Below are 24,752 nucleotides of genomic sequence, written 5' to 3'. Positions count from 1 at the left end.
CGGAACCGCTCTAGGCGAAGGGCTGCAAATTGACGTCTTGAAGCTTGGAACCGGCAAGCAAAGCCTCGAGCACCTGCTTCTTGAGAGACAGGCACTGCGAACGGGCAAGTTTGACGATGGCGGAAACCTCGCCTGCCTCGCAGGCAAGGACCAGCTCCTTTTGCTGGCCGATGATCAACTGGGTGAAGTCGCGGGACTTGAAGCCGAGGTGGAGAACCCGCGCCGACTGGTCGAGTATCTGGTCCAGGAGATGCGCCAGTCGTAAATTTCCCGAGAGCTCCGCAAGGGCCAGACGAAAGGCACGGTCGGCCGCAAGGAATGCGACGTGACTGCGCAACGTCTCCGGCTTCAGCACTTTTTGCGCTGCCAGCCTGACATCCTCGAGCCCGCGCTCGGTCATGTTCGATGCCGCCACCCTGAACACTTCCGGCTCGATCAAGCTGCGGACATCGAAGATCTCGTTGACATCCCGCAGGCTGAGCGTTGCAACGACGTAGCCGCGGCGCGGCTCGCTCCTGACCAGTCCTTCCTGCATCAGGCGGGCCAAGGCCGCGCGGATGGTCGCCTTTTTGATCTGGTATCGATCACCGATCTGTTTCTCCGTCAGCGCTTCGCCGGGGCGCAACACGCAGGCAATGATGTCGTTCCTCAGCTGCTCATATGCCTGTTCCCTGCGAAGGACGTCGGCGGCTGACAGTGCTGTCGCCTCGACCGTGGCCGGCCTCGCCGGTTCGGCGGTCAACTTCGTCGTTTTCATATTCTGTCCGTCTGGCTGTCCCGTTGACGCTGGCATCAGCATTCGCTAGCGTGAGCATCTCAGATTGATAATCTGAGCATCTCAGGGAGGATAACTGATATGCCTTTACCCGCCAACTCGCCCCTCTACGCCGTTGCCGATGATATCGTCAATGCAGCGAAAGGGCCAGATCCCCTCGAAGCGGTAAGGACGGTCCTGGGCGACTACACCAACCGCTTTCACGCATCGGGAACACTCGCTCACGAAGAAGACGACGACGAGGTGCTTCTGCATGCGAGTCCGAACCTGACGATCTATCACATCACTCTGTCGCCCGGCCTGCAGTACCCGCCTCACAACCACCTGATGGATGCCTTGATCGGCATCTACAAGGGCAGCGAGACGAACTTCATCTATCCCGTTGCCGGCAGCGAACTCGATGTTCCCGAAAGGCAGGACATCGCAGCGCCTGCCGTGGTGCACATGGCGTCAAATACCGTTCATGCGGTTGCGAATACGAGCGGTGCGCGATCGGGTGCGCTGCATGTCTACCTCGGCGATCTTACCCGAACCCACCGGCAGCTGTGGAGTCCGGATAGCAACCAGGCCGAGCCGTTTGACAATGACCGCTATCTGGCCGGCGCTCGGCCCATTCAGCAGTCCGGGCACGAATGAGCGCAGGGGCGTCGCCGGCGGCGAAATTGGCCGTGATCAGCGGACCCGTCGGAATCGCGTCACACTTGTCACTCTCGCCAATCCGCTATCGCCCCTATCCTGGCTCACGACCCAACCCGTCGCGCCTGCGGCGACAAACCAGCAAGGGAGATGCACAATGACGGCACATCAGAATGGCACAGGCGAGCAGACGACGCGGCTCGCGATGAAGACACCACCGGTCGTTTCGCCTGACGCGTGGGAGGCCGCGCGCCAGCAGTTGCTCGTGAAGGAGAAGACCGTGACCCGGGCTCGCGACGCACTGGCCGCCGAGCGCCGGCGGATGCCGTGGATGGCGGTGGAGAAGACCTATACGTTCGAAGGGCCTGACGGAAAGGTGAGCCTGCTCGACCTGTTCGAGGGCCGCCGTCAACTGATCGTCTACCGCGCTTTCTTCGAGCCCGGCGTATTCGGCTGGCCCGACCACGCTTGCCGCGGCTGCTCGCTGGGGGCGGACCAGGTCGGCAATCTTGCCCATCTGAACGCCCGCGACACCACGCTTGCCTACGCCTCGCGCGCACCGCAGGCCGACATTGCGCGGCTGAAGGCGCGGATGGACTGGAAGATGCCCTGGTACACCATCACCGACAGCTTCGATGCCGACTTCGGCGTTGACGAATGGCACGGCCATAACGTGTTCATCCGCGATGGCGATCGCGTGTTCCGTACCTACTTCATCAACAACCGCGGCGACGAGGCGATGGGGACCGTATGGAGCTATCTCGACCTGTCGCCGCTCGGCCGCCAGGAGGTTTGGGAGGATTCGCCCGAGGGCTATCCGCAGACGCCGACGTACAAGTGGTGGAACTGGCACGACAATTACGGCGCCGAAGCCGTTCCCGACAAAAAGTGGGTCGAGGTGTCGGACGCCGGAGAGGCCGCGTTCCGGAACCGCACCGAATAGAACGTCTTTGGCGTCGCGGAAATGCGGCTAGGGCAAATGGATGGAGCGGGATGCACGGTTCGACCGCATCCCGCTCGCTATGTAGGACTACGGACATGAGCGAGATTCATGCAGGCGGATCCACCGGCGATGCGACCCCGGCCGGCCATAGTGCAGCCGATTGGCTGTCCTTTGCGGCCGCGCCGACCTTCGCAACCATGGCGCTGCTGACGCTTCTCGGCGGCGCGCCGGACATGATGTGCTCGACCGGGCAAGAGGCGTCACCGCTGGGCGGCATGGTCCCGATGTACCTGCTGATGAGCGGCTTTCATTTAGGACCTTGGCTGAAGCAGGTTTCCGGCCGGCGACGCCGCCGCAAATAGAGCTGTACCGGCCGACAAAGGCCCGTTCTGGTCGGGAAGACATCCCTCACCATATCCACTCGCCCCTTCCCAAAACCGCTACCGCATCGACAATCCGGGTAAAGCTCGAGCGGGCGCGGCCGGCCGTGTGCCTGGCGCGCAAATAGCCATGCACCAACCCCGGCTCCTCGAGCCACCAGGCGCGCCCGCCCGCGGCAACGATGCGGTCGCGATAGGCTTCGCCGTCCGACGACAGCGGGTCGCATTCGGCGGTGATCACGACGGTGGGCGGCAGATTGGCGAACTCGGCGTCGGCGAGCGGCCACAGAGTGAGATCGCCGGTGCGATCCTCGCCACCGGTCCTGATGTCCCTGTAGAAAACGAGGTCGCGCGCGGTAAGCATCGGCGCTTCCGCGTGGGTGACGTAGGAACCGGCGGAGCTGTCGCCGCCAAGGCCGGGATAGACCAGAATCTGGCCGATCGGCTTGCGCGCATGGCCGCGCGTTGCGTGACTGACAGCGGCGGCGAGATTGCCGCCGGCACTGTCGCCGCAGAGCAGGACAGGACGCTCGTAAGTCGCCGCCGCCCATTCGAAGGCGCTGATGGCATCGTCGAAGGCGGCCGGATGAAGGTGTTCAGGTGCCAGCCGGTAGTCGACCGAAACCACTTCGTAGCCAGTGCGGCTGCAAAGCTCGGCGCAGAGGTCGTCATGGCTGTCGAGCCCGCCGAGGATAAAACCGCCGCCATGGAAATAAAGCACCATCGCCGCCGCTTCCGGCGCCGGGGCGCGGTAGACGCGGATCGGAATGTGCCAAGGTGTGGCAATGGCGGTGGTTTCCGCCGTGACGCCTTGGGGATAGCCGGCAAAGAACTCGCGGCACATCCGGTTATAGATCTGGCGCTGCTCGGCGACGGTGTAGTCGATCGTATCGGGCGGATAATAGGAGTTAGTCCGCTCGATGAAGGCCCAGGTCTCGGCGTCGATGAGGGTTTTGTAGTCGGTCATGGGCGCTGAATGGATCGCAATGAATCCGCGTGAACACCCCCCTCTGGCCTGCCGGCCATCTCCCCCTCAAGTGGGGAGATCGGCAGCTTCGGCGAAACCGCCTTTTCTCCGGCGTCGACAATTGGCGAAAGCGATGATGACATCCAATCTCCCCCCTTGAGGGGGAGATGTCCGGCAGGACAGAGGGGGGTGAGCGCCATCATTCCTGCAATACCACTACTTCCCCTTCCACACCGGATCGCGCTTTTCGGCAAAGGCGCGAAAGCCCTCGAGATTGTCCTCCGAGCCGTAGAGTGCGTCAACCGTCGACAGTTGCCGGCGCGTCACCCGGTTCATGGCGTCCTGGAACGTCAGCGATTCTGCGACCCTGGCCGTTTCCTTGATCGCGGCGAAGACCAGCGGCGGGCCGCTGGCAAGCAGCCGTGCGATTTCCCAGACGCGGTCCTCCAGTCTTTCCTTGGGCAGCACCTCGTTGACCAGGCCCCATCGATGCGCCTCGGCGACATCCATCCAGCGGCCGGTGAGCAGAAGGTCCATGGCGACATGGTAGGGGATGCGCTTAGGCAGCTTGATCGTCGCCGCATCGGCCAGCGTGCCGGCACGGATTTCGGGCAGGGCGAAGGAGGAGTGATCCGATGCATAGATGAGGTCGCAGGATAGCGCCAGTTCGAAGCCGCCGCCGACCGCCATGCCATTGACGCAGGCGATCACCGGCTTGTTGAGGTCGCGCAGTTCCTGCAGCCCGCCGAAGCCGCCGACGCCATAGTCGCCGTCGACCGCGTCGCCGCTGGCTGCGGCCTTCAGGTCCCAGCCGGCGCAGAAGAACTTGTCACCGGCGGTCTTGACGATGGCGACGCGCAAGTCGGGATCGTCGCGAAACGCCTTGAAAATCTCGCCCATCAGCCGCGACGTCTTCAGGTCGATGGCATTGGCCTTGGGCCGGTCGAGCGTGACTTCGAGGACAGCGCCTTCGCGGCGGGTCGAAATGATTTCAGACATTCTTCTTGTCTCCAAGCACCAGCAGCGCATCGGCGATCCAGGCGCCCTTGCCTTCGGTGCAGACGATCAGCGGATTGATGTCGAGTTCCTCGATCTCGCCGGCGTTTTGCTGCACGAAAGCGGCAATGCCCGATATCGCATCGATTGCCGCTGCGACATCGGCCTTCGGCCGACCGCGATAGCCGTCGAGCAGCGGGAACAGTTTCAGCCCGCGCAAAGCGGCCTCGATATCGTCGCGGGTCGCCGGCAGCATCAGCGTGACGCTGTCGCGCAACAGCTCGACCAGCACGCCGCCGGTGCCGAGCGTCATCACGGCGCCGAACATCGGGTCGCGGGTGAAGCCGACGAGCAGCTCGGCGACGCCGTCGCGCACCATGCGCTCGACATAAAGGCCCGTGCCGAGCGGGCCGAGATCGTGGGCGGCGGTGCTGACGGATTCGGCATCCCTCAAATTGAGCCGGACCGCGTCGAGCTCGGACTTGTGGATGACACCAAGGGCCTTCAGCGCCACCGGGAAGCCGAGCGCCATCGAGGAGATGACAGCTTCGACCGCGTTGCCGGCGCGCTCGCCCTTCGGCACGGGGAGCCCGGCCTCGATGAGCCGCGCCTTCGCCTCGGCCTCGTCCGGCGTGACATGGTCGCCGACCGGCGCGCCGGACGCCGAAGTGTCGATCGGCTGCGCCTGCGGCTCGCGCCAGGCCCAGCCGATGAAGGCCGCCGCCTGGGCGGCGTCCATGGCTTCGGAGATGCCGAACAGCGGCACCATGCCCCGCGCCATCAGGCCGGCAGTGTATTCCTCGGGCAGGTTCTCCGGCAGCGAGGAGACGATCGCGCCTTGCGCGCTGTTGGTCTTCAGCGCCACTTCGAAGGCGCGCAGCGTCGCCCACCAGTCGGTGTCCGAGCAGCGGTCGGGGCGCGGGAAATCGAGCACCAGCATGTTGAGGTCGAAGCCGCCCGACACCATCGCGGTGAAGGTGGCGGTCATCGCCGGCTCGTTGTTCCAGATGAAGGTGTGGTAGTCGAGCGGGTTGGCCACCGCGACCAGCGGCCCGAGCGTCGATTTGACATGCGCGCGGTGCTCGGGGGTGAGTGGCGGAAACGTCACCCAGCGGCCTTCGGCGCTGTCGGCCATCACCGACGCCTCGCCGCCCGAACAGCTCATCGACGACAGCCGGTAGCCGGGCAGGGGGCCGGTGACGTGCAGCAGCTTGAGCGCCTCGATGAAGGCCGGGATCGAATCGATGCGAGCGATGCCGAGCCGCTTCAGGAAGGCGCCGGACGCTGCGTCCGAGCCGGCCAGCGACGCGGTATGGGAAACGGTCGCCTGCCGCGCCTGCTCGGAGCGGCCGACCTTCATGGCGATGACAGGCTTTTTCAGCTCGCGCGCCCGTGCCGCCAGCCTTTCGAAGCCGGCTACCGAATCGAAAGCCTCGATATGCAAGCCGAGCGCGGTGACACGGTCGTCCTCGATCAGGCCGAGCGCCATTTCGGAAAGCCCGGTCTGCGCCTGGTTGCCGGCGGTCATCAGAAAGGCGATCGGCAGGCCGCGCTTCTGCATCGTCATATTGATGGCGATGTTCGACGACTGGGTGATGATGGCAACGCCGCGACCGTCTTCTGGCAGCCTGATGCCGCCATGCTGGTCGGGCCACAAAAGCGCGCCGTCGGCATAGTTGATGAGCCCGTAGCAGTTCGGCCCGATGATTGGCATTTGGCCCGCCGCCGCGACCAGCTCGGCCTGCAGCCGCTCGCCGTCCTCGTCATAGGCCTCGGTTTCGAGGAAGCCGGCGGCGAAGCAGACCGCACCGCCGGCGCCGCGCTCGGCCAGTGCCTTGACCACTTCGATGGTCAAGTGCCGGTTGACGCCGACGAAAGCGGCATCCGGCGCACCGGGCAATTCGGCCACCGAGCGATAGGCCTTGCGGCCGGCGACCTCGGCCTTGCTCGGATGCACCGGCCAGATCTCGCCGGCAAAGCCCATCTTGATCGATTGCGCGACGACGGCGGCAGCCTGCGCGCCACCGAAGACCGCGATCGTTCGTGGGCGCAAAAGACGTTCAAGTTTGTGCATCGTCATCTTTTCGTTGGAGCATGATCTTTTCCAAAAACCGGTTTCCACTTTTTGGGATCATGCTCTAGCCCCCGAACGGGCGCAGCAGCGCCCGCGAGATGATGTGGCGCTGGATTTCCGAGGTGCCTTCCCAGATGCGCTCGACGCGGGCGTCGCGCCAGATGCGCTCGAGCGGCAAATCGTCCATCAGCCCCATGCCGCCATGGATCTGGATCGCCTCGTCGGCGACAAAGGCGAGCATCTCGGTGGCCTTCAGTTTGGCCATGGCCATGTCCTGGTCGGTGACGGTACCCTGATCGTACTTCCAGCCGGCTTCGAACACCATCAGGTCGGCGGCCTTCAGCTCGGTCGCCATGTCGGCGAGCTTGAACGACACGCCCTGGAACTTGCCGATCGGCTGGCCGAACTGCTGGCGCTGCGCGGCGTATTCGACGGCGTGGCCAAGCGCCCGCTCGGCGCGGCCGAGGCAGGTGGCGCCGACCTGCAGGCGCGTTGCGCCAAGCCACGAATTGGCGACGTCGAAGCCTTTGTGGACCTCGCCCAGAACCTGACTCGCCGGCAACCGGCAATCGTCGAATTCGAGGATGGCATTGGTGTAGCCGCGATGCGAGACGTTGCGGTAGCCGTCGCGCACCGTAAAACCCTTGGTGCCCTTATCGACAAAGAAGGCGGTGATCTTCTTGCGTTTTCCACGCGAAGACCCTTCCTCACCCGAGGCCATGAAGACGATGGCGAAATCGGCGAGGTCCGCATGGCTGATGAAATGCTTGGTGCCGTTCAGCACCCAGTCGTCGCCGTCTTGCACGGCGGTTGCCTTCATGCCGCGCAGATCGGAGCCGGCGCCCGGCTCGGTCATTGCCAGGCAATCCCATTTCTCGCCGCGAATGCAGGGAAACAGATATTTTTCGCGCTGCTCCGGCGTGCCGGCGAGAAGGATGTTCGAAGGCCGCGCCACGCAGGTCCAATGCAGCGCGTAATTGGCGCGGCCGAGTTCCTTTTCATAGAGCAGCCAGGTCACCGTATCGAGCCCGGCGCCGCCGACATCGGCCGGCATGTTGGCGGCATAGAGGCCGGCTTCGATCGCCTTGGCCTTGATCTCCTCGATCAGGTCGCGGCGCAGCACGCCGGTACGCTCCACTTCGCGCTCATGTGGGTAAAGCTCGTTCTCGACGAAGGCCCGCGTCGTCTCGACGATGAGCTTCTGCTCCTCCGAAAGACCAAAATCCATGGTCTCAGCCTTTCTTCCTTTTCTTCGGCTTTTCAGCCTTTGCCTTTTCGGCCGCCTTGGAGGCGGTGGGCTTCTTGGCCGCGAGCTTGGCCAGCTGCCTGGTGTAGTCCTTATGCAGGGCGCCGGCACCCCAGCCTTTGCCTTTGTTCTGCTTCGACAGTGCCTCCATGATGGCGACCAGATTGTCGTCGCGGATCTTTTCGAGCTCGCGGATCGACAGACCGTGCGCCTGGTCGTCCGACTGCGTGGCGATCAGCTCGACCAGCTCATCGTTGAACTCCGGCACGTCCATCAGCTTGGTCCACGGCCATTTCAGGCACGGGCCGAACTGCGCCATGAAGTGGCGCATGCCGGCCTCGCCGCCGGCGACGCGATAGACCTGGAACATGCCCATCTGCGCCCAGCGCAGGCCGAAGCCGTAGCGCATGATGTCGTCGAGCTCCTCGACCGTGCAGATGCCGTCCTTGACCAGCCACAGCGCCTCGCGCCAGGCCGCTTCGAGCAGCCGGTCGCCGACGAACGCTTCGATCTCCTTGCGGATCACCACCGGCTTCATGCCGATCGAGGCATACATCTCCTTGGCGACTTCGATCGCCTCGGGAAAGGTCTGTTCGCCGCCGACGATTTCGACCAGCGGCAGCAGATAGACGGGGTTGAACGGATGGCCGACGACCAGCCGCTCCGGGTGCTTCTTCATCGCCACCTGCATGTCGGTCGGTTTGATGCCGGAGGTGGAGGATCCGACAATGGCGTTGGCCGGCGCATAAAGGTCGATCTCGGCCAGCACGCGGTGCTTCAGGTCGAGCCGCTCCGGCACGCTTTCCTGGATGAAGTCGGCGTCGGCCACCGCCTCGGCGATCGTCTTGGCGAAGGTAAGCTTGCCCTCCTTCGGCAGGCCGCCGGGCAGCATCTGCTTGTAGGCGCGTCGCGCTCCCTTCATCACCTCGCCGACCTTGCGTGACGCCTCGGGGTCGGGATCGAAGATCGACACGTCGATGCCGTTGAGCAGCAGCCGCGCCACCCAGCCGGCGCCAATGACGCCGCCGCCGATGGCGGCCGCCTTGTTGATGATGCTCATGCGGAAGCTCCGGTTCTTGTGCGGGCTGTTGCGGGGTCGGTGAGGGCGACACGCTCGCCGGCACGGATCACGGATGCGTCATAGGCCTTGCGCGCGAACACTTCGAGCACGAAGGGCCGGAAGAAATCGATCGGCAATGTCTCGTAGTCGGGATCGAAGCTCGACTGATCCCAGCGTTCGCAAAACTCATCGCAATCGTCGAAGTAGATGTGCCCGGCGAAACGGTCGCGGGCGTGTGGATTACCGCCGAGGTGGTGGGCGTAATAGAGGCGCTGGAAATCGCCGTGCTTCTCCACCACCCAGGTGCATTGCTCGCGCACAAAAGGCTTCAGGATCGACGCCGCATACTCGTCGTGGTTATAGGGCGCGTAGATGTCGCCGATATCGTGCAGCAAGGCGCAGGCAATCCAGTCGGTGTCGGCGCCGTCGCGCCAGGCCCGTGTTGCCGCTTGCAGTGAATGGCCGAGCCGGGTGATCTTGTAGCCCGAGAGGCCCGCATCAAGCTGGACGAGCGCGTCGAGCAGCCGCTCGCCGGTCTTTACCGCATAGTCGATCTCGTGCTCGGTGAGGAACGCATAGTCCTCGCGGTCGCCGTCCTTCATGGCGGTGAATTTCACGGTCTTCATCGGCGGCTCCTCCCAACCGGCTACCGGCTTTTCAAAGCGGTGCGCGCTTCGTCAGGTTCAGCTTCTTGCGGACTTCGTCCGGGCCGATGACCCTGGCGCCCATATTCGACACGATGCTGACCGCCCGCTCGACCAGCTGCGCATTGGTCGCCAGCACGCCCTTGTCGAGCCAGAGATTATCCTCCAGTCCGACGCGGACATTGCCGCCGGCCAGCACCGCGGCCGCGACATAGGCCATCTGGTTGCGGCCAATGGCAAAGGCCGACCAGTTCCAGGTCGACGGTACATTGTTGACCATGGCCATGAAGGTGTTGAGGTCGTCCGGCGCGCCCCACGGCACGCCCATGCACAATTGCACCAGCGCGTCCGGCTTCAGCACTTCTTCCTCGACCAATTGCTTGGCGAACCACAGATGCCCGGTGTCGAAGGCCTCGATCTCCGGCTTGACGCCGAGCGCCGTCATCATGCCGCCCATGGCACGCAGCATGCCGGGCGTATTGGTCATGACATAATCGGCCTCGGCGAAATTCATCGTGCCGCAATCGAGCGTGCAGATTTCCGGCAGGCACTGGCGCACATGTTCCATGCGGTTGCTCGCGCCGCCCATGTCCGTGCCTTTTTCGTTCAGCGGCAGCGGCTTCTCCGGCGGGCCGAATACCATGTCACCCCCCATGCCGGCGGTCAGGTTCAGCACCACGTCGACGTCTGCCGCGCGGATGCGCTCGGTTACTTCGCGATAGAGATGCACGTCGCGCCTAGGCTTGCCGGTCTCGGGATCGCGCACATGGCAGTGCACGATTGCAGCACCTGCCTTTGCCGCCTCGATGGCCGAATCGGCGATCTCTCTGGGCGAGCGCGGCACATGCGGGCTGCGGTCCTGCGAACCGCCGGACCCGGTCACGGCACAGGTAATGAAAACCTCACGGTTCATCGCTAACGGCATCGGACTCTCTCCCAATAGAACGTAGGGCAAGAATGCCTGACTTGCCGGAAACTGTTTTGCGTTTTACGAAGATCGTGTGACCAAAAACGAAAAACCGACGATCTTTCGGGCCGAGCGTTTGCCGCTCAAGGTAACGCTGCTGGTATTCTCCGGCTCGTCGATCATGTGCGTCGCGTCGGCCGTCGATCCGTTGCGCGCCGCCAACCGCATTGCCGGTGAGACGCTGTTCGATTTCAGGCTGGTCTCGGTGACAGGCGAGGCGCCGGTCACCACATGCGGCCTGCCGGTGGTGGTCAGCGGCCGCTTCGATGCGGCTGACACAACCGATATGCTGGTCGTCGTCGCCGGCTTCGGCACGCAGAACTACGCCACATCGGCCCTGCTGTCCGGACTGCGCCGGGCGGCGCGCGCGGCACGCGCCTGCGGCGGCGTCGAGGCCGGCACCTGGCTGGTTGCCCGCGCGGGTCTGCTGGAGGGGCGCAGCGCCACCACCCACTGGGAGGACATGGAGGATTTCTCGTCGGCCTTTCCCGGCGTCGACGTGCGCCCCGACCGCTACGTCATCGATGGCCCGGTGTTCACCACCGGCGGCGCCTCGCCGACCTTCGACCTGATGCTGCATCTGATCCGCACGCGGCTCGGCATGGCCGTGGCGCTAGATGTCGCGAGCGTCTTCATCTACGACCAGGCGCGCGCCGCGACGGACGCGCAACCGCTGGTCTCGCTCGGCCGTCTCGACGGCTACGATCCCAGGCTGGCGCAAGCCATTCGGCTGATGGAAGCGCATGTCGACCAGCCGCTGACTATCGCCGCCGTGGCAAAGCGCGCCGGGGTGACGGCACGGACGCTGGAAAGCATCTTTCGCAAGTCGATCGGCGAAACGCCCGGCGCTTATTACCTCAGGCTGCGCCTCGGCGCCGCGCGCCGGCTGGTGGTCGACACGCGCATCGCCATGGCGGACATTGCCGGGCGAACGGGGTTTTCGTCCGCCGCGGCATTTTCCAGAGCGTTTTCAAGAGCGTTCGGCGAAGCGCCGGTCAGGCTGCGTCGGGGATAATGCATGTCGCCCAAAAGCTTGGCCACGGGCTTGACCCGAGGGTGCGGAGCGGTTTTGGGATAACGACATGCATAGACAAAGGTAGATCAGGCAGCGTCCTGGCGGTCGCTGCTGCCGTCGATCTGCGAGCGCATCTGTCTCGCAAGATGGGTCTCGAAGCGGCTGGCGACCGCGCGATCCCATTCGTTTGCACTCAGCGCACCTTGTTTCGGGTGCGGCAGCGCCATCAGCCGGTCGATGATCGATCCAGCCTCGCCAGATGAGAGCAGGGCGTCGATTTCGCGTTCGTGCTGCATATCGTTTCGCCTCCTTCTTTCTGAATCCCGCCACGAACCACACTATAGGAGGTTCGTGACGGCTGTTTGAAGGCAAGAGCGAGGCGATTGATGGGCGATGCCGGGCAAAGTTTTGTCCGCCGCCGCCCATCTTGGGCACGATCGTTCCGGCAGGTCAGGCAGTGCTTCAGCCAAGCCGCATCGACAGTTCAACATCCTCGCCGAACGGCGTGGACATGTAGCCACTCCCGGTCGAGCGCACCCGCTCGAGGTATTCGGGGCAAAGATCTGCGTTGTCGGCAACGACGAAGGCGCCCGGCCTGAGGCGGCTTTCAACCAGACTCAAGATCTCGGGATAGAGCGCTTTGGCGCCGTCGAGCAGAAGCAGGTCGACGCTTTCGGGAAGATCGACGCTTAATGTTTGCAGCGCGTCTCCTTCGCGGATTTCCACCATGTCAATGAGACCGCCTGCTGTCAGGTTACTCCTCGCGCGCGCGACCTTGGATGGCTCGAACTCGCTGGTGATCAGGCGGCCGCCGCCATTGTCCCGCAAGGCTGCGGCAAGGTGCAGGGTCGAGATGCCGAACGAGGTTCCAAATTCAACGATCGTCCTTGCGCCGCTGCCTCGTGCCAGCATGTAGAGCAGCATGCCGGTCTCTCGCGAGACGGGAAGCCAGAGGTCCTTTAGCCGCCCATAGAAATCGAGGTATTCGGTCTTGCTTCGAATGAGGCGGCTCCGCTCCTCGGCGGAGAGTTCCGCCACCGCGGGGCTCGTTGCGGCAGCGGCTTCCTCGAACAGGCGGTCCAGCAGGGGCGCGAGCGGCGTTGTCGTCAGTGTGGTCATATCGGTCTCCAGTCGGAATTGAATGCGTTCTTGTGCGGCACTCAAAATACGACTAATCATTCGCATTCACTAATCGCATTGGCGCGGCTCTCAATGAGCGATCACCGAAGTCCGCGGATTTCCTCGCGAAAACAGCCGAGGCAGGCCCGCTCGACGGAGCTCGTCGCTGCGATTTTGCAGGCTGCTGTTCAGGTTTTGGCGAAAGAAGGCGCGCAGCGCTTCACCACGGCGCGGGTGGCCGAGAAGGCCGGCGTCAGTGTCGGATCGCTGTATCAGTATTTTCCGAACAAGGCGGCGATCCTGTTCCGGCTCCAGAGCGACGAATGGCGGCAGACGACCAGTTTGCTGCGCGATATCCTCGAGGATATCAGGAAACCGCCGCTTGACCGGCTGCGCGACCTGGTCCACGCCTTCCTCCGCTCGGAGTGTGACGAGGCTGCTGTGCGTGTGGCGCTCGACGACGCCGCACCGCTTTACCGCGACGCGCCCGAGGCGCAGACGGCAAGGGCGTCCGGAGACCGCACCATCCAGCTCTTCATGCAGGAAGCGTTGCCCAACGCCGCGCAAGCGACTCGCGAATTGGCCGGCGATCTGGTCATGACGACGCTCAGCACGGTGGGGAAGCAGTTCTCGGAGTTGCCCCGAACCCCCGCGGAGATTGAAGCCTACGCCGACGCCATGGCCGACATGTTCTGCGCCTACCTGAGAGGCTTCGATCACGGCTAAGGCAAATGCCAGGCCCGGTCAGCAAGCAGGGCGAAGTTTCGCACGGGGCAAACCTTGTTGGTTTCAGCCCCGCGGAAAGCCGCCTTTATCCGCGGCCGTTCGAACAATGCGGCCGCGAACCGGGTACGCCTCAGACGTACCGGTTGACGATGTTCTCGAGTAGCTCTTGGCGGCCGGATCTGGGCTGCGGCTCGATCTTCTCCTTGACGACGCGCTCAGCGACCTCCTCGAGCGTACGCTTGCCGGCAAGCATCGCCTTGGCCTCGGTCGAATCCCAGCCGGCATAGCGCTCGGCGAGCGGGGCGGACAGCGCCTTGTCCTCGACCATGCGTGCCGCTGCCTTGAGGCCGCGGGCGCAACAATCCATGCCCCCGATATGGCCGATCAGCAGATCCTGCGGATCGAGCGACTGGCGCCTGAGCTTGGCGTCGAAATTGGTGCCGCCGGTCTTAAAGCCGCCGGCCTGCAGCACCTGGTAGTAGGCCAGAGCCATCTCCGGCACATTATTGGGGAACTGGTCGGTGTCCCAGCCCGACTGGTAGTCGTTGCGGTTCATGTCGATCGAACCGAAAATGCCGAGCGCGTTGGCCAGCGCCAGTTCATGCTCGAACGAATGGCCGGCCAGGATGGCGTGGCCCTGCTCGATGTTGAGCTTGACCTCGTTCTCCAGTCCGAAACGCTTGAGGAAGCCATAGACGGTGGCGACGTCGTAATCATACTGGTGCTTGGTTGGCTCCTGCGGCTTCGGCTCGATCAGGATGGTGCCTTCGAAGCCGATCCTGTGCTTGTAATCGACGACCAGATTGAGGAAACGGCCGGCCTGTTCCTGCTCGCGGGCAAGGTCGGTGTTGAGCAGCGTCTCATAGCCCTCGCGGCCGCCCCACAGCACGTAGTTCTCGCCGTTCAGACGCTTGGTGACGTCGATGCAGTGTTTCACCGTCGCCGCCGAATAGGCAAAGACGTCCGGATCGGGATTGGTGGCGGCGCCCGACATGAAGCGGCGGTTGGAGAACAGGTTGGCCGTGCCCCACAGCAGCTTGACGCCGGTCTGCTTCATCTTTCCCGAGAAGTAATCGGCGATCTCGTCGAGCCGCGCCGCACTTTCGGAAAAGTCCCGGCCCTCCGGCCGCACGTCAGCATCGTGGAAGCAGAAATAAGGCGCACCCAGCAGCGAAAACATCTCGAAGGCGACGTCGGCCTTGAGTTTGGCCAGCTCCATGGTGTCGGTACCGCCGGCCTTGGGGAACCATGGCCGGTCGAACGTCTGACCGCCGAACGGATCGCCGCCCGGCCAGGCAAAGGAATGCCAATAAGCGACGGCAAAGCGCAGATGGTCTTCCAGCCGCTTGCCGGCGACGATCTCGTCGGGATTGTAGAACCGGTAGGCCAGCGGATTGGTCGAATCCGGTCCCTCGTATTTGATCTGTTGGATGTCGCCGAAAAAACCGCTGCTCATGTTCTTTTCCTCTCGCATGGTTCGGCCTGATTACCTCAGGCGTAATTGGTTTCGCGCTGACGCTGGTCGAAAAGGCTCATGTCAAAGCCACCCAACGAAGGAGACAGACCATGACCGATCTCAACACCATTGCCGAAAACTACATCGCCGCCTGGAACGAGAGCGACGCCGCGCGCAGAAAAGCCTTGCTCGAGGCGACCTTCACCGAGGACGTCGGCTATCGCGATCCGATCATGCGGGGCGACGGCCATGACGGCATCGCGGCGCTGATCGACGGCGTGCAGCAGCGCTTTGCCGGCTTCAGGTTCTCGCTGAAAGGCAAGCCGGACGGCTTCGCCGATACCATCCGTTTCTCCTGGAACCTCGGGCCGGACGGCACCGAATCCGTCATCGAAGGCACCGATATCGGCGTCATCGAAAATGGCCGGCTGAAAAGCGTCACCGGCTTTCTCGACAAGGTGCCGGCACAGTGAGGAAATCTCGGCAAAGCGGGGGCCAAGCACCCCCCTCTGCCCTGCCGGGCATCTCCCCCTCAAGGGGGGAGATTGGCTGGCCTTTCCGCCTTCGCCAATCACCGATCTTGCAAGACTGGCATAGCCGTCGATGCTGCTGATCTCCACCCTTGAGGGAGAGATGCCAAGTGGTGGCAAAGAGGGCAGGCCAGACGGGGGTAAGCGCCGGCTCACGCGGTTACAGCCCTGATCGCCGGATAAAGCGCCCGGTAGCGCTGATAGGCATCCGCATAGACATCGCTTAGTGCGGCGACCGGTTCCACCGTGGCGTCGGTCGCCGGCGCCGCGCAGACGGCGCGCGGATCGGCACCGGTCGCCGCGATCAGGCCAAGTCGGGCCGCGCCAAAGGCAGCGCCGAAATCGCCGTCGGCTGGAATATCGACTGGCAGGCCAAGCGCTGTGGCGATGGCCTTCAGCCAATAGCGCGAGCGCGAGCCGCCGCCGATCGCCGTCACCCGGGTCAGCGTCGTGCCGGCTTTGGCCAGAGCTTCGAGGCTGTCGCGGAAAGCGAAAGCGACGCCTTCGAGCACGGCCTGGGTCAGCGCCGCGCGGCCGGATTCGTGGGCAAGCCCGGTAAACGCGCCCCGAATGACGGAATCATTGTGAGGCGTCCGCTCGCCTGACAGGTACGGCAGGAAGGAGACACCGGCCGGCGCCTGCAGCGCATCGCCGAGTTCGGCGGTCAACTCGCCGGCGCTTTTTCCAGCGATCCCCGACAGCCAGTTGAGCGAATCGGTTGCCGACAGGATGACGCCCATCTGGTGCCAGGTGCCGGGCAGTGCGTGGCAGAATGTGTGCACGGCGCTTTCCGGGTTGGGCAGATACGACGCGTTGGCGGCGAAAAGCACGCCGGACGTGCCGAGCGAGACGAACGCCTGCCCGGCGCCGACCGTGCCCATGCCGCAGGCCGAAGCCGCATTGTCGCCGGCACCGCCGGCGATCGGGATGCCCGCCTGCATGCCCCATTTCGCGGCCAGTTCGGCGCGCAAGGCACCGGCCTTGGCCGTGCCTTCGACCAGCGACGGCATCTGGCTTTCGTCGAGCGATGTGGCGGCGAGCAGTTCGGCGGACCAGGCTCGTTTGCCGACATCGAGCCACGACGTGCCAGCCGAATCCGACATTTCCGAAATATGCTCGCCGGCGAGCCAGAGCCGCAAAAAGTCCTTCGGCAGCAGGACCTTTGCCACCTTGGCGAAAACAGCCGGTTCGTTGTTCTTGACCCAGGCCAGCTTTGGCGCGGTGAAACCGGGAAAGACGATGTTGCCGGTTAGCTTGCGAAAGCGCGGGTCGGCGTCGAGCGCGGCCGCCTCGGCGTGGCTGCGTGTATCGTTCCATAGGATGCAGGGGCGCAGCACCTGATCGGCGGCATCGAGCAGAGTGGCGCCATGCATATGGCCGGAAAGGCCGATGCCTTTGACCGCCGCGAGTTCCTTCGCATGCATTGACCGCAGCTCGCCGACCGCCGCTTCGCAGGCGCGGATCCAGTCGGCCGGGTTCTGCTCGGACCAGCCGGGATGCGGGCGCGACACGTCGAGCGGTGCATGGCCGGAACCGACGATGCTCTGCCTTGCATCGATCAGCAGCGCCTTGACGCCCGACGTGCCGAGATCGAGGCCGAGATACATGTTTCCTCCCATGTCCGTCATGCCTGGCGGCGACGGTCTTTCTTGCTTCCCTGCCCAGTCCTGTGACACGGGCGGCGAAGATATCCCGGCAATCGTGCCGCCGGAAACGCACCCCGGTCAACACGCGAAGATTTTTTCGACGCTCGAAAAAATCTGGCCGGGGCAGTTTTTAAGGCAAGATGTGGCCTTGGTCAATTCGCCGCGAGAGCGGTTGCACGCCGTGAAAACAGTGCCGACAACGGGCTGTCCGGCCGTGCCAGCGCGCGTTCCGCCGCAAGCGCCCTCGCCAGCGCGCCATCACCGGAACGCAATGCCGCTTCGATCAGCGTCAGGTCGATGACGTCGCGTTGGGCGTGGCTGCCGCCGAAGCGATGGGCGATTGCCCGGATCGGCCGGATCAAGCGGATCGTCCCGGCATAATTGCCCTCGCCGAACGCCTTGATGGCGAGCGTCAGGGGATGGCCGACATCCCTGGTGAAAGCAGCGTTGTCGTCCTTGCCGCGCATCGCCTCGCGCTGCGCCTCGAGCAAGCCGCGGGCCGGCGCTTCGAGGCCGGCGCCGACAAACGCCATCATCGCGTGGGCGTCATTGAAGGCATAATGGCCGGCGCTCGCCTTGGGCAACGAGTTGGCGGCGAGTGCCGTCCAGCGCTCGCCGACATCGACGCCGCCGAGATGCAGCCGCCACAGGATCGCCGAGGCATCGACCATGTTGAGCGCCAGCGTCGAGCGCTCGCCATAGATCGGCCCGTCGTAGAGCGCCAGCACCTCGTCGGTCTCGCCGAGATCATAATGGAACAGCGCCAGATGCCACCAATTATGCACCTGCAGGAAGCTTTCCCGCGTCCACGCTTCGGGATTGGCGCGCATCCACAGAATGCCGTCCTTCTGCCGGCTCTGCATCTCCATGACATGGGCCACCGCATGCTGGGCCCAGCCGTCGCGCGGCTCGATATCGACCGCCGTGCGGCCAAGTTTTTCGGCGCGCGCGTAATCGCCCATTTCCTCCAGGCCAAAGGCCTGCATGCCGAGTATGGCGTGATAGCCCGGCATGTCGCTGTGCCAGGACGGCAGCGCGCGACCGATGCGGTCGCGCAGCATGCGCGCATTGCCGGTGAAGAAGTCGATCTGGTGGCCGGTCTGCAGCGCCAGCGCATCGAGCGGAAACTCGATGGCGATATCCTCCAGCACGCGGGCGGCCTCGTGCCAGCGTCCCTCCGCAAGGTGGCCAAGGGCGGCGACATGCGCCTGCTCGCGTGTCGTCGCGGCAAGCGGCAACGCCGCCTCGTGACATGCCTTGGCCACCGCCGTCGCTTCGCGCTCTGTGGCAAGGCCAAAGAGATAACCCTTGAACACATGCGCCATGACGAAGCCGGGATCTTCGGCGATTGCCCGGTCAATGGAACCGACCGGATCGCCGATGAAGCACTGCAATTCGCGAACAGCCCGGCTGTAGGACGAGAGCCCGGCCTCCGTCGCGCCAGACAGTGTCAGGCCGAATGCATCGCTCACCGCCATGGTCTGTCCTCAGTTGCCCGAGCGCATCGCCACTGTCGCGATCCCGGCGCTGACCAGCAGCGTGCCGCCGGTGCGGTTGAAGATGCGGATCGCCTTTGGATTGCGCACCACGTTGCGCGCCCTTGCCGCGATCAGCGCATAACCGAAGGCATTGGCGAAGGCGAGCGCCAGGAAGGTCGTCTCGAAGATCAGCATCTGTGTCCAGAAATCCGCATGCCGGTCGAGGAACTGCGGCAGGAAGGCGACGAAAAAGGTGATGCTTTTCGGATTGAGCGCGGTAACCAGCCAGGCGTGCGCCGTCATTTTCGCCGATGACACCGCATCGGTGCGCGGTTCGGCCCGGAGCGCGCCGCCGGCGCGAAACAGCTTGATGCCGAGATAGATCAGATAGCCGGCGCCGATCACCTTCAGCACGGTAAACACGGTGGCCGACGCCGCCAGCAGCGCGCCGATGCCCAGCATCGACAATGTCATCGCGGTGAAGTCGCCGAGCGCCACGCCGACTGCCATCGGCAGCGCGATGCGCCAGCCCTGGCCGAGCGCATAGGACACCACCAGCAGGATGGTCGGACCTGGAATGACCAGAAGGACTGCCGAGGCGGCGGCAAAAGCGGCCCAGTTTTCGAAGGACATTTTCTTCTCCTTGAGCTCAAAGAAGAGGATAAATCCTTGGCCTCGCGAAGATGTAAAGAGGCAAAATCGAAAAAGCCTCTCGTTAATGCCAGGCGGCCGGCCTTCACGCTTTTTCAACCATGATTGGTGAAAATGCCTGCTATCCGGCCGGACCGTGTTTCCCGCCGATAGCGTAGGGTTTGGGTAAATGCGTGAGTTGCCGCACGGTCTGTCGCTGCCGCACAATGGCGACGCAATCGAAACCGAAATACAGCTTTCCCGTCGCACGGTGCTGTCCGGCGCCGGTGCGCTGGCGCTGCTCGGCATCGCCGGCTGCAGCCAGACGCTGGATCTGCCGTCGCTCCAGCTCGACGACGTCACCACCGGCTCGATCCGGCCCATCCGTCCGAGTATCAGCGTCGACAAGAACATCACCAGCCCCGACGTGATGTACGCTTCGCTCACCGACGGTGGCTTCAATGTGCCGGAAGTGCCCTATCTCAAGGTCAAGCCGGAGTTCCGCCGCCAGATCGTCGTCGATCCGACCGGCGAGCAACCCGGCACCATCGTCGTTCACTCGCAGGAACGGCTGCTCTATCTGGTGCAGCCCGGCGGCGATGCGATCCGTTACGGCGTCGGCATCGGCAAGGACGGGTTCCGCTGGTCCGGCCGCGCCAACATCCAGTACGGCAAGGAATGGCCGGTCTGGACCCCGCCGCCCGAGATGATCGCCCGCAGGCCGGAACTGGTGAAATGGCAAAGCGGACAGCCGGGCGGCCTCGACAATCCGCTCGGCGCGCGTGCCCTCTACATCTATCAGAACGGCAGCGACACCGGCTATCGCATCCACGGCTCGCCCGAATGGTGGAGCATCGGCCAGGCGATGTCGTCGGGCTGCGTGCGCCTGATCAACCAGGACATCATCGACCTCTACAGCCGCGTCTCCAAGAAGAATCCGGTCGTCGTCGTCTGACCGGCGGCCAAGGCTCGAGCGATTACTCTGCCGGCTAGCGCTGCACACCCATGTACTACATTTTGTGCGAATTCATGCGACGCTTCGCCTTGCCCAGCCATGTCCACTCGTGTGACTGACAAGTTTTGGGAGATCGCGACATCGTTGCACTGATCGAGGCGAGCGAAGCGGAGAAGCCGACCATGCGTGGTCCCTGCAAGAAGCAAGAAAGCAATTGATGCCGATTGTCAGGATAGCCGAACTGGAAATCGATCCTAAGCAGATCGGCAGCTACAGGGCCCTGCTTGCCGAAGAGATTGAGGCTTCTGTACGCGTCGAGCCGGGCGTGCTTTTCCTTCATGCGGTGGCAGTAAAAGGCACGCCTGAAAAGGTGCGCGTGATCGAATGCTACGCCGATCAGGCGGCCTATGAGGCCCACCTGACCACGTCGCACTTTCTCAAATACAAGGCGCAGACGGCGAGTATGGTCAGGTCACTTCGGCTCATCGAAACGGATCCTATCGCGCTGCAGGCGAAGAGTGGCCCGATTTCAAACTGACCCACTGCCTCTGCCGTTGCGCGATGCCGCAAGACAGGCGAATGTGCCTGCGATTTTCACCGCCCGGGAGACGTGAACAATGGCCGGAACTTTTGTCATCGCGCAAGGCGGCGGCCCGACCGCCGTCATCAACCAGACCGTGGTGGGCGCCACGCTCGAAATCCGCAAGCGGCATCCCGGCGCCAAGGTGCTTGGTTCCATCCACGGCGTGCGCGGAATTCGTGACGGCAATTACGTCGATCTTTCCGCCATCCCCGAGGACCGCCTGCGGCTGATCGCGGCGACACCGAGCGCCGCGCTTGGTTCGACGCGCGACAAGCCGGATGCCGCCTATTGCGACCTCATCCTCAACGGCTTGAAGAACGCCGGCGCCGATGCCTTCATCTATATCGGCGGCAACGACACCTCGGGCACGCAGCAGATCCTCACCGACGCCGCCGGCGGCAAGATCGCCTTCGTCCACGCGCCGAAAACCATCGACAACGATCTCGAGGAGAACGATCACACGCCCGGCTTCATGTCGGCGGCCGAGTTCGTCGCTGGAGCATTCCTTTCGGTCGATCTCGATTTCCGCGCTCTGCCGGGCATCTATGTCGGCATCGTCATGGGGCGGCATGCCGGTTTCCTGACGGCCGCGTCCGCGGCCTGGCAGCTCGATCAGGACAGCGGCCCGCATCTCGTCTACGTGCCGGAGCGGCCGTTCTCCGCGGCGGGCTTCATCGACGACGTTCGTGCAACGCTCGACCGCCACAAGCGCTGCATCGTTGCCGTCTCCGAAGGCGTCAGCACCGCCGACGGCAAAGCGCTGGTCGAAAGCCTGGTGCCGCCGGAAAGGCTGGAGCGCGACCAGCACGGCAACGTCAAGCTGTCGGGCAGCGACCTGCCGGCAGCCTTGGAGCGCGCGCTCGCCGAAGGATTGCCGGGCAAGCGGGCGCGCGTCGATGCGCTCGGCTATATGCCGCGCGGCTATGTCGGCGCCATCAGCGCGGTGGACGCGCAGGAGGCCTTCGATGCCGGTGCCTTCGCGGTCACGGTGGCCGACGAGGGGGGCGGTTCGGTGGCGCTGCAATATGACGGCAAGAAAACCGTGCTGAAGAAGGTGCCGCTGAAGAACGTCGCCGGCAAGACGCGCCATATGCCGGATGATTTCATGCTGCCGGATGTCAACCGGCTGTCCGATGCGGGGATGGCCTATCTGAAGCGGCTGGTCCCGCAAAAGTACAAGGTCGGCAAGCCGTTCGTCTGATGCCGGCCTTGATCTGATGGACAGCTGGTTCAGCAAAACCATCGTCGACGCCAAGACGACGATGCTGACCGAGCCCTTCGTGCACGAATTCGTGCGCGCCAACATCTGGCATCTGCGCGGCCGCGATGTCGACCTGCTGGTCGACACCGGCATGGGGATCTGCCCGCTGGCGCCGCAGATCGACACGCCGTCCGGCAAGCCGCTGCTCGTCGTCGCCACGCATATCCATCTCGATCATGTCGGCTCGCTGCACGAGTTTCCGTTGCGGGCAGGGCCGCGCCACAGCGCCGCACAGTTCGACAGCATGGATGAAGCGGTGACCTACGCCTACATGTTCCATGATCTGGAAGGCGCCGTCTCCAGGCTGCCGGCAAAGGGCTGGAAGGCGGCCGATTACAGGATTCAGCCGGCGCCTCTGGCCCGGACCCTGGACGAGGGCGATAGGATCGACCTCGGCGACCGCCAATTCCGCGTCCTGCATCTGCCCGGCCACTCTCCGGATTCGATCGCGCTGTTCGACGAGGCTGACGGCCTGTTCTTCGCCGGCGACGCCATCTACGACGCCATGCTGATCGACGACCTGCCGGATTCGGATCGTGCCGCCTATCGCCGCACGATGCAGCGCCTGCTCGAGCTGCCGATCCGGATCGGCCATGGCGGCCATGGACCGAGCTTCGACGGCAGGCGGATGCGCGAGATCGCCACCACCTATCTCAGCCGGACCGACCGGAAAGGCGAATAGGAGGCCTCGGCTGAGGCGGCGCAAATCTGAAGCGATTTGTCTTGCGCAGCTATTTTGTTCTTGCTTTGTGCCGGCAGCTATGCTAGTAATCTGGGTATGGTGCTGATTCGCCCCAACGACCCGCAGCAAGGCGGGTTTTTGTTTTCGGGTTTCGGCGCCAGCCCGGCAAGGCGGCTGCCAGCCGGAAATTAAATCTTCGTAATATTATCTGGAAACCACGATCGGCGCCCTAGATGCGGGGCTGTCGATCCGGTCGGCCGCCGTGCCAGGCGAGACAGGCAAGGCCGACACGCCGATAGAGCATTCCGGTGACGGAACGCTGCGGCGCCCGATCAATCTCTCGCCCGGACAACGGCCATGTCACCAATCCAGACCCTTCGCAGACATCGCGTCGCCGCTCTGCTGGGCGCCGCGCTGATCGTCAGCCCCTTCGCCCTGCCCCTCGCTCCCAGGCTGAATGATGTCCTGGCGGCAACAGTGACCCCACCTGTCACCGGAATGACGGCGCCCAGCGGTTCGTTCGCTCCGGTCGTGGCGGCCGACAAACCGGCAGTGGTGACCATCGCGACGGTCATGAAAGTACAACAGCCGGACACCATGAGCGACGCCTCTCCCTTTGGCGGAACCTCGCCTTTCGACGACTATTTCCGCCATTTCTTCGATGACCAGGGACAGCCCGCCCCCAAGACACCGCCGGAACAGGCGCCGCGCACCGAGGCCCTCGGCTCAGGCTTCATCGTCGGCGCCGACGGCACCATCGTCACCAACAATCACGTCGTCGACGGCGCCCAGTCGATCAAGGTGACGCTCGACGACGGCACCGAGCTTCCCGCCAAATTGATCGGTCATGACGCCAAGAACGATCTTGCCGTGCTCATGGTCAAAGCCGGCAAGCCCTTGCCGATCATCAAATGGGGCGATTCCGACAAGCTCATGCCGGGCGACCAGGTGCTCGCGTTCGGCAATCCTTTCGGCCTTGGCACTACGGTCACGGCCGGCATCGTCTCGGCGCGCGGCCGCGACCTGCATAGCGGGCCGTTTGACGACTTCATCCAGATCGACGCACCGATCAACCGGGGCAATTCCGGCGGCCCGCTAACGGATGTGAACGGCAATGTCGTCGGCATCAACACGGCGATCTTTTCGCCGAATGGCGGCAGCGTCGGCGTCGGCTTCGCCATCCCCTCGGACCAGGCGCAAAAGGTCGTCGCCAAGCTGATGAAGGGCGGCTCCATCCAGTACGGTTATCTCGGCGTCCAGATCCAGCCGGTGACGCCTGACATGGCGAGCGCCATCGGCCTCGATCACGCAGCCGGCGTGCTGGTCGCGCAGGTCAGCGACGGATCGCCGGCCGCCAAAGCCGGCATCGAGACCGGCGACGTCATTACCAGTTTCGCCGGCCGCGACATAAAGGATCCAAGGGATCTGTCGCGCACCGTCGCCGACGTTGCGCCCGGCACGAGGGAAACCCTCAATGTCTGGCGCCAGGGGCAAAGCCTGCAGATCTCCGTCGAGGTCGGGCGCAACGAAGACGACATGGCAACGGGATCGGTGACCGGCGATCGGCGTCAGCCGTCGACGGAGCAGGGCCTTCGCGCACCGGCGCTCGGTCTCGGCCTGATGGACGTCACCCCGGATGTGCGCCAGGCAATGAACCTGGCAGGCAACCAGCACGGCGCGCTGGTCGAGCGCGTCGACCCGAACAAGGCGGCATCGGCTTCCGGCATCCAGCCCGGCGACATCATCGTCGCCGTCGACCAGCATCCGGTGAGGAACGCCAGGCAGGCTAACCAGGCGATTGTGCAGGCTGCCAAATCTGGCAAGAAATCGGTGCTGCTGCTTGTCGAGCGTGGCGACGCCCAGATGTTCGTCGCCGTCCCCTTCGCCAGTGGCTGAAGCGGGCGCCGCGCTGCCAAGATCGATGTAGAGCATTGCCGCCAGGCCGGAGCCAAGATTTCGGTTGCCCGCGCACGCGTCTTCGAG

General features: G+C 64.1%; 25 protein-coding genes. 11 read left to right on the top strand and 14 right to left on the bottom strand.

The genetic code is table 11. The features are described 5' to 3' along the window. Positions 1–10: 10 nt before the first annotated feature. Entirely contained in the window at positions 11–757 is a 747-nt protein-coding gene (locus NKI70_RS12465; protein ID WP_352568454.1) for a GntR family transcriptional regulator, read from the bottom strand. Between the two features lie 99 nt (positions 758–856). Between NKI70_RS12465 and NKI70_RS12460 the strand changes: the two genes are divergently transcribed. The 3 genes from NKI70_RS12460 to NKI70_RS12450 all read left to right on the top strand — a co-directional run bounded on the left by NKI70_RS12460 (position 857) and on the right by NKI70_RS12450 (position 2,716). Next, positions 857–1,411 carry an autotransporter gene (locus NKI70_RS12460; RefSeq protein WP_352568452.1) on the top strand — a complete coding sequence of 185 codons (555 nt, stop codon included), beginning with the start codon at positions 857–859 and terminating at the stop codon, positions 1,409–1,411. Positions 1,412–1,568: 157 nt separating this feature from the next. After that, on the top strand, positions 1,569–2,354 hold the full coding sequence (locus NKI70_RS12455; protein ID WP_023677589.1) for a DUF899 domain-containing protein: 786 nt from the start codon (positions 1,569–1,571) through the stop codon (positions 2,352–2,354). A 95-nt stretch (positions 2,355–2,449) separates the two neighbouring features. Beyond that, on the top strand, positions 2,450–2,716 hold the full coding sequence (locus NKI70_RS12450; protein ID WP_352464611.1) for a hypothetical protein: 267 nt from the start codon (positions 2,450–2,452) through the stop codon (positions 2,714–2,716). Positions 2,717–2,762: 46 nt separating this feature from the next. On the opposite strand, the gene NKI70_RS12445 is transcribed toward NKI70_RS12450, so the two are convergent. From NKI70_RS12445 to bcoG, 7 genes are all read right to left on the bottom strand, one after another. Continuing rightward, on the bottom strand, positions 2,763–3,701 hold the full coding sequence (locus NKI70_RS12445; protein ID WP_352620659.1) for an alpha/beta hydrolase: 939 nt from the start codon (positions 3,699–3,701) through the stop codon (positions 2,763–2,765). 216 nt (positions 3,702–3,917) lie between these two features. Further along, complete coding sequence (locus NKI70_RS12440; RefSeq protein ID WP_023677592.1) at positions 3,918–4,700, bottom strand: carnitinyl-CoA dehydratase; 783 nt, start codon at positions 4,698–4,700, stop codon at positions 3,918–3,920. Then, on the bottom strand, positions 4,693–6,771 hold the full coding sequence (locus NKI70_RS12435) for an acetate--CoA ligase family protein (RefSeq protein WP_352724636.1): 2,079 nt from the start codon (positions 6,769–6,771) through the stop codon (positions 4,693–4,695). The genes NKI70_RS12440 and NKI70_RS12435 overlap by 8 nt, the downstream gene beginning before the upstream one ends. Positions 6,772–6,835: 64 nt before the next feature. Continuing rightward, the gene (locus NKI70_RS12430) at positions 6,836–7,999 is read right to left on the bottom strand and encodes an acyl-CoA dehydrogenase family protein (RefSeq protein ID WP_352640926.1); all 1,164 of its coding nucleotides are present in this window, start codon (positions 7,997–7,999) and stop codon (positions 6,836–6,838) included. A 4-nt stretch (positions 8,000–8,003) separates the two neighbouring features. Continuing rightward, on the bottom strand, positions 8,004–9,077 hold the full coding sequence (locus NKI70_RS12425; protein ID WP_352620665.1) for a carnitine 3-dehydrogenase: 1,074 nt from the start codon (positions 9,075–9,077) through the stop codon (positions 8,004–8,006). Further along, the gene (locus NKI70_RS12420; RefSeq protein WP_352620667.1) at positions 9,074–9,703 is read right to left on the bottom strand and encodes an HD domain-containing protein; all 630 of its coding nucleotides are present in this window, start codon (positions 9,701–9,703) and stop codon (positions 9,074–9,076) included. The genes NKI70_RS12425 and NKI70_RS12420 overlap by 4 nt, the downstream gene beginning before the upstream one ends. 31 nt (positions 9,704–9,734) lie before the next feature. Next, positions 9,735–10,646: a 3-dehydrocarnitine:acetyl-CoA trimethylamine transferase BcoG gene (gene bcoG / locus NKI70_RS12415; RefSeq protein WP_352451615.1), complete on the bottom strand. Its 912-nt coding sequence runs from the start codon at positions 10,644–10,646 to the stop codon at positions 9,735–9,737. Positions 10,647–10,722: 76 nt separating this feature from the next. Between bcoG and NKI70_RS12410 the strand changes: the two genes are divergently transcribed. Beyond that, positions 10,723–11,703, top strand: a complete 981-nt coding sequence (locus tag NKI70_RS12410) for a GlxA family transcriptional regulator (RefSeq protein ID WP_352724635.1) — start codon at positions 10,723–10,725, stop codon at positions 11,701–11,703. Positions 11,704–11,789: 86 nt separating this feature from the next. Here NKI70_RS12410 and NKI70_RS12405 read toward each other — a convergent pair whose 3' ends face one another. Beyond that, positions 11,790–11,999 carry a hypothetical protein gene (locus NKI70_RS12405; RefSeq protein ID WP_023680243.1) on the bottom strand — a complete coding sequence of 70 codons (210 nt, stop codon included), beginning with the start codon at positions 11,997–11,999 and terminating at the stop codon, positions 11,790–11,792. A 166-nt stretch (positions 12,000–12,165) separates the two neighbouring features. Next, on the bottom strand, positions 12,166–12,822 hold the full coding sequence (locus NKI70_RS12400; protein WP_352576282.1) for an O-methyltransferase: 657 nt from the start codon (positions 12,820–12,822) through the stop codon (positions 12,166–12,168). Between the two features lie 93 nt (positions 12,823–12,915). Here NKI70_RS12400 and NKI70_RS12395 point away from each other — a divergent pair, with 93 nt between their 5' ends. Further along, positions 12,916–13,548: a TetR/AcrR family transcriptional regulator gene (locus NKI70_RS12395; protein WP_352697192.1), complete on the top strand. Its 633-nt coding sequence runs from the start codon at positions 12,916–12,918 to the stop codon at positions 13,546–13,548. A 130-nt stretch (positions 13,549–13,678) separates the two neighbouring features. Here NKI70_RS12395 and xylA read toward each other — a convergent pair whose 3' ends face one another. Continuing rightward, a complete protein-coding gene (gene xylA, locus NKI70_RS12390) occupies positions 13,679–15,004 on the bottom strand; it encodes a xylose isomerase (RefSeq protein ID WP_352568437.1) in 1,326 nt (441 codons plus the stop codon). Positions 15,005–15,114: 110 nt separating this feature from the next. Between xylA and NKI70_RS12385 the strand changes: the two genes are divergently transcribed. Then, positions 15,115–15,477, top strand: a complete 363-nt coding sequence (locus tag NKI70_RS12385; protein ID WP_352451610.1) for a nuclear transport factor 2 family protein — start codon at positions 15,115–15,117, stop codon at positions 15,475–15,477. A gap of 209 nt (positions 15,478–15,686) precedes the next feature. On the opposite strand, the gene xylB is transcribed toward NKI70_RS12385, so the two are convergent. The 3 genes from xylB to NKI70_RS12370 form a co-directional block, all read right to left on the bottom strand. Further along, positions 15,687–17,141 carry a xylulokinase gene (xylB, locus tag NKI70_RS12380; RefSeq protein ID WP_352697431.1) on the bottom strand — a complete coding sequence of 485 codons (1,455 nt, stop codon included), beginning with the start codon at positions 17,139–17,141 and terminating at the stop codon, positions 15,687–15,689. Positions 17,142–17,332: 191 nt separating this feature from the next. Further along, positions 17,333–18,658, bottom strand: coding sequence for a tetratricopeptide repeat protein (locus NKI70_RS12375; protein WP_352724633.1), 1,326 nt, complete (start codon positions 18,656–18,658; stop codon positions 17,333–17,335). Positions 18,659–18,667: 9 nt separating this feature from the next. Then, complete coding sequence (locus NKI70_RS12370; RefSeq protein ID WP_352697189.1) at positions 18,668–19,291, bottom strand: LysE family translocator; 624 nt, start codon at positions 19,289–19,291, stop codon at positions 18,668–18,670. A 187-nt stretch (positions 19,292–19,478) separates the two neighbouring features. Between NKI70_RS12370 and NKI70_RS12365 the strand changes: the two genes are divergently transcribed. The 5 genes from NKI70_RS12365 to NKI70_RS12345 all read left to right on the top strand — a co-directional run bounded on the left by NKI70_RS12365 (position 19,479) and on the right by NKI70_RS12345 (position 24,665). Then, positions 19,479–20,243, top strand: coding sequence for a L,D-transpeptidase (locus tag NKI70_RS12365; protein WP_352619396.1), 765 nt, complete (start codon positions 19,479–19,481; stop codon positions 20,241–20,243). A 217-nt stretch (positions 20,244–20,460) separates the two neighbouring features. Continuing rightward, positions 20,461–20,781, top strand: a complete 321-nt coding sequence (locus NKI70_RS12360) for a putative quinol monooxygenase (RefSeq protein WP_023680233.1) — start codon at positions 20,461–20,463, stop codon at positions 20,779–20,781. A gap of 79 nt (positions 20,782–20,860) precedes the next feature. Further along, positions 20,861–22,027: a diphosphate--fructose-6-phosphate 1-phosphotransferase gene (locus NKI70_RS12355; protein WP_023680232.1), complete on the top strand. Its 1,167-nt coding sequence runs from the start codon at positions 20,861–20,863 to the stop codon at positions 22,025–22,027. A 16-nt stretch (positions 22,028–22,043) separates the two neighbouring features. Beyond that, positions 22,044–22,769, top strand: a complete 726-nt coding sequence (locus tag NKI70_RS12350) for an MBL fold metallo-hydrolase (RefSeq protein ID WP_352590860.1) — start codon at positions 22,044–22,046, stop codon at positions 22,767–22,769. A gap of 357 nt (positions 22,770–23,126) precedes the next feature. Continuing rightward, entirely contained in the window at positions 23,127–24,665 is a 1,539-nt protein-coding gene (locus NKI70_RS12345; RefSeq protein ID WP_352576266.1) for a DegQ family serine endoprotease, read from the top strand. The last annotated feature ends 87 nt before the right edge of the window (positions 24,666–24,752 follow it).

Source organism: Mesorhizobium sp. M0500, from assembly GCF_040321165.1.
In the GTDB taxonomy this organism is placed as follows: domain Bacteria; phylum Pseudomonadota; class Alphaproteobacteria; order Rhizobiales; family Rhizobiaceae; genus Mesorhizobium.
Note: the sequence above shows the minus strand (reverse complement) of the source record. Positions and strands in the feature narration are given on the sequence as shown.

What these genes read in the sequence shown, in the direction of transcription:
- NKI70_RS12345 (WP_352576266.1), top strand. Translation starts at nt 23,127, where the DNA reads ATGTCACCAATCCAGACCCTTCGCAGACATCGCGTCGCCGCTCTGCTG.
- NKI70_RS12385 (WP_352451610.1), top strand. Translation starts at nt 15,115, where the DNA reads ATGACCGATCTCAACACCATTGCCGAAAACTACATCGCCGCCTGGAAC.
- NKI70_RS12405 (WP_023680243.1), bottom strand. Translation starts at nt 11,999, where the DNA reads ATGCAGCACGAACGCGAAATCGACGCCCTGCTCTCATCTGGCGAGGCT.
- NKI70_RS12360 (WP_023680233.1), top strand. Translation starts at nt 20,461, where the DNA reads ATGCCGATTGTCAGGATAGCCGAACTGGAAATCGATCCTAAGCAGATC.
- NKI70_RS12395 (WP_352697192.1), top strand. Translation starts at nt 12,916, where the DNA reads ATGAGCGATCACCGAAGTCCGCGGATTTCCTCGCGAAAACAGCCGAGG.
- bcoG (WP_352451615.1), bottom strand. Translation starts at nt 10,646, where the DNA reads ATGCCGTTAGCGATGAACCGTGAGGTTTTCATTACCTGTGCCGTGACC.
- NKI70_RS12420 (WP_352620667.1), bottom strand. Translation starts at nt 9,703, where the DNA reads ATGAAGACCGTGAAATTCACCGCCATGAAGGACGGCGACCGCGAGGAC.
- xylB (WP_352697431.1), bottom strand. Translation starts at nt 17,141, where the DNA reads ATGTATCTCGGCCTCGATCTCGGCACGTCGGGCGTCAAGGCGCTGCTG.
- NKI70_RS12460 (WP_352568452.1), top strand. Translation starts at nt 857, where the DNA reads ATGCCTTTACCCGCCAACTCGCCCCTCTACGCCGTTGCCGATGATATC.
- NKI70_RS12450 (WP_352464611.1), top strand. Translation starts at nt 2,450, where the DNA reads ATGAGCGAGATTCATGCAGGCGGATCCACCGGCGATGCGACCCCGGCC.
- NKI70_RS12365 (WP_352619396.1), top strand. Translation starts at nt 19,479, where the DNA reads ATGCGTGAGTTGCCGCACGGTCTGTCGCTGCCGCACAATGGCGACGCA.
- NKI70_RS12425 (WP_352620665.1), bottom strand. Translation starts at nt 9,077, where the DNA reads ATGAGCATCATCAACAAGGCGGCCGCCATCGGCGGCGGCGTCATTGGC.
- NKI70_RS12370 (WP_352697189.1), bottom strand. Translation starts at nt 19,291, where the DNA reads ATGTCCTTCGAAAACTGGGCCGCTTTTGCCGCCGCCTCGGCAGTCCTT.
- xylA (WP_352568437.1), bottom strand. Translation starts at nt 15,004, where the DNA reads ATGAGCAGCGGTTTTTTCGGCGACATCCAACAGATCAAATACGAGGGA.
- NKI70_RS12350 (WP_352590860.1), top strand. Translation starts at nt 22,044, where the DNA reads ATGGACAGCTGGTTCAGCAAAACCATCGTCGACGCCAAGACGACGATG.
- NKI70_RS12435 (WP_352724636.1), bottom strand. Translation starts at nt 6,771, where the DNA reads ATGCACAAACTTGAACGTCTTTTGCGCCCACGAACGATCGCGGTCTTC.
- NKI70_RS12355 (WP_023680232.1), top strand. Translation starts at nt 20,861, where the DNA reads ATGGCCGGAACTTTTGTCATCGCGCAAGGCGGCGGCCCGACCGCCGTC.
- NKI70_RS12375 (WP_352724633.1), bottom strand. Translation starts at nt 18,658, where the DNA reads ATGGCGGTGAGCGATGCATTCGGCCTGACACTGTCTGGCGCGACGGAG.
- NKI70_RS12440 (WP_023677592.1), bottom strand. Translation starts at nt 4,700, where the DNA reads ATGTCTGAAATCATTTCGACCCGCCGCGAAGGCGCTGTCCTCGAAGTC.
- NKI70_RS12430 (WP_352640926.1), bottom strand. Translation starts at nt 7,999, where the DNA reads ATGGATTTTGGTCTTTCGGAGGAGCAGAAGCTCATCGTCGAGACGACG.
- NKI70_RS12400 (WP_352576282.1), bottom strand. Translation starts at nt 12,822, where the DNA reads ATGACCACACTGACGACAACGCCGCTCGCGCCCCTGCTGGACCGCCTG.
- NKI70_RS12465 (WP_352568454.1), bottom strand. Translation starts at nt 757, where the DNA reads ATGAAAACGACGAAGTTGACCGCCGAACCGGCGAGGCCGGCCACGGTC.
- NKI70_RS12455 (WP_023677589.1), top strand. Translation starts at nt 1,569, where the DNA reads ATGACGGCACATCAGAATGGCACAGGCGAGCAGACGACGCGGCTCGCG.
- NKI70_RS12445 (WP_352620659.1), bottom strand. Translation starts at nt 3,701, where the DNA reads ATGACCGACTACAAAACCCTCATCGACGCCGAGACCTGGGCCTTCATC.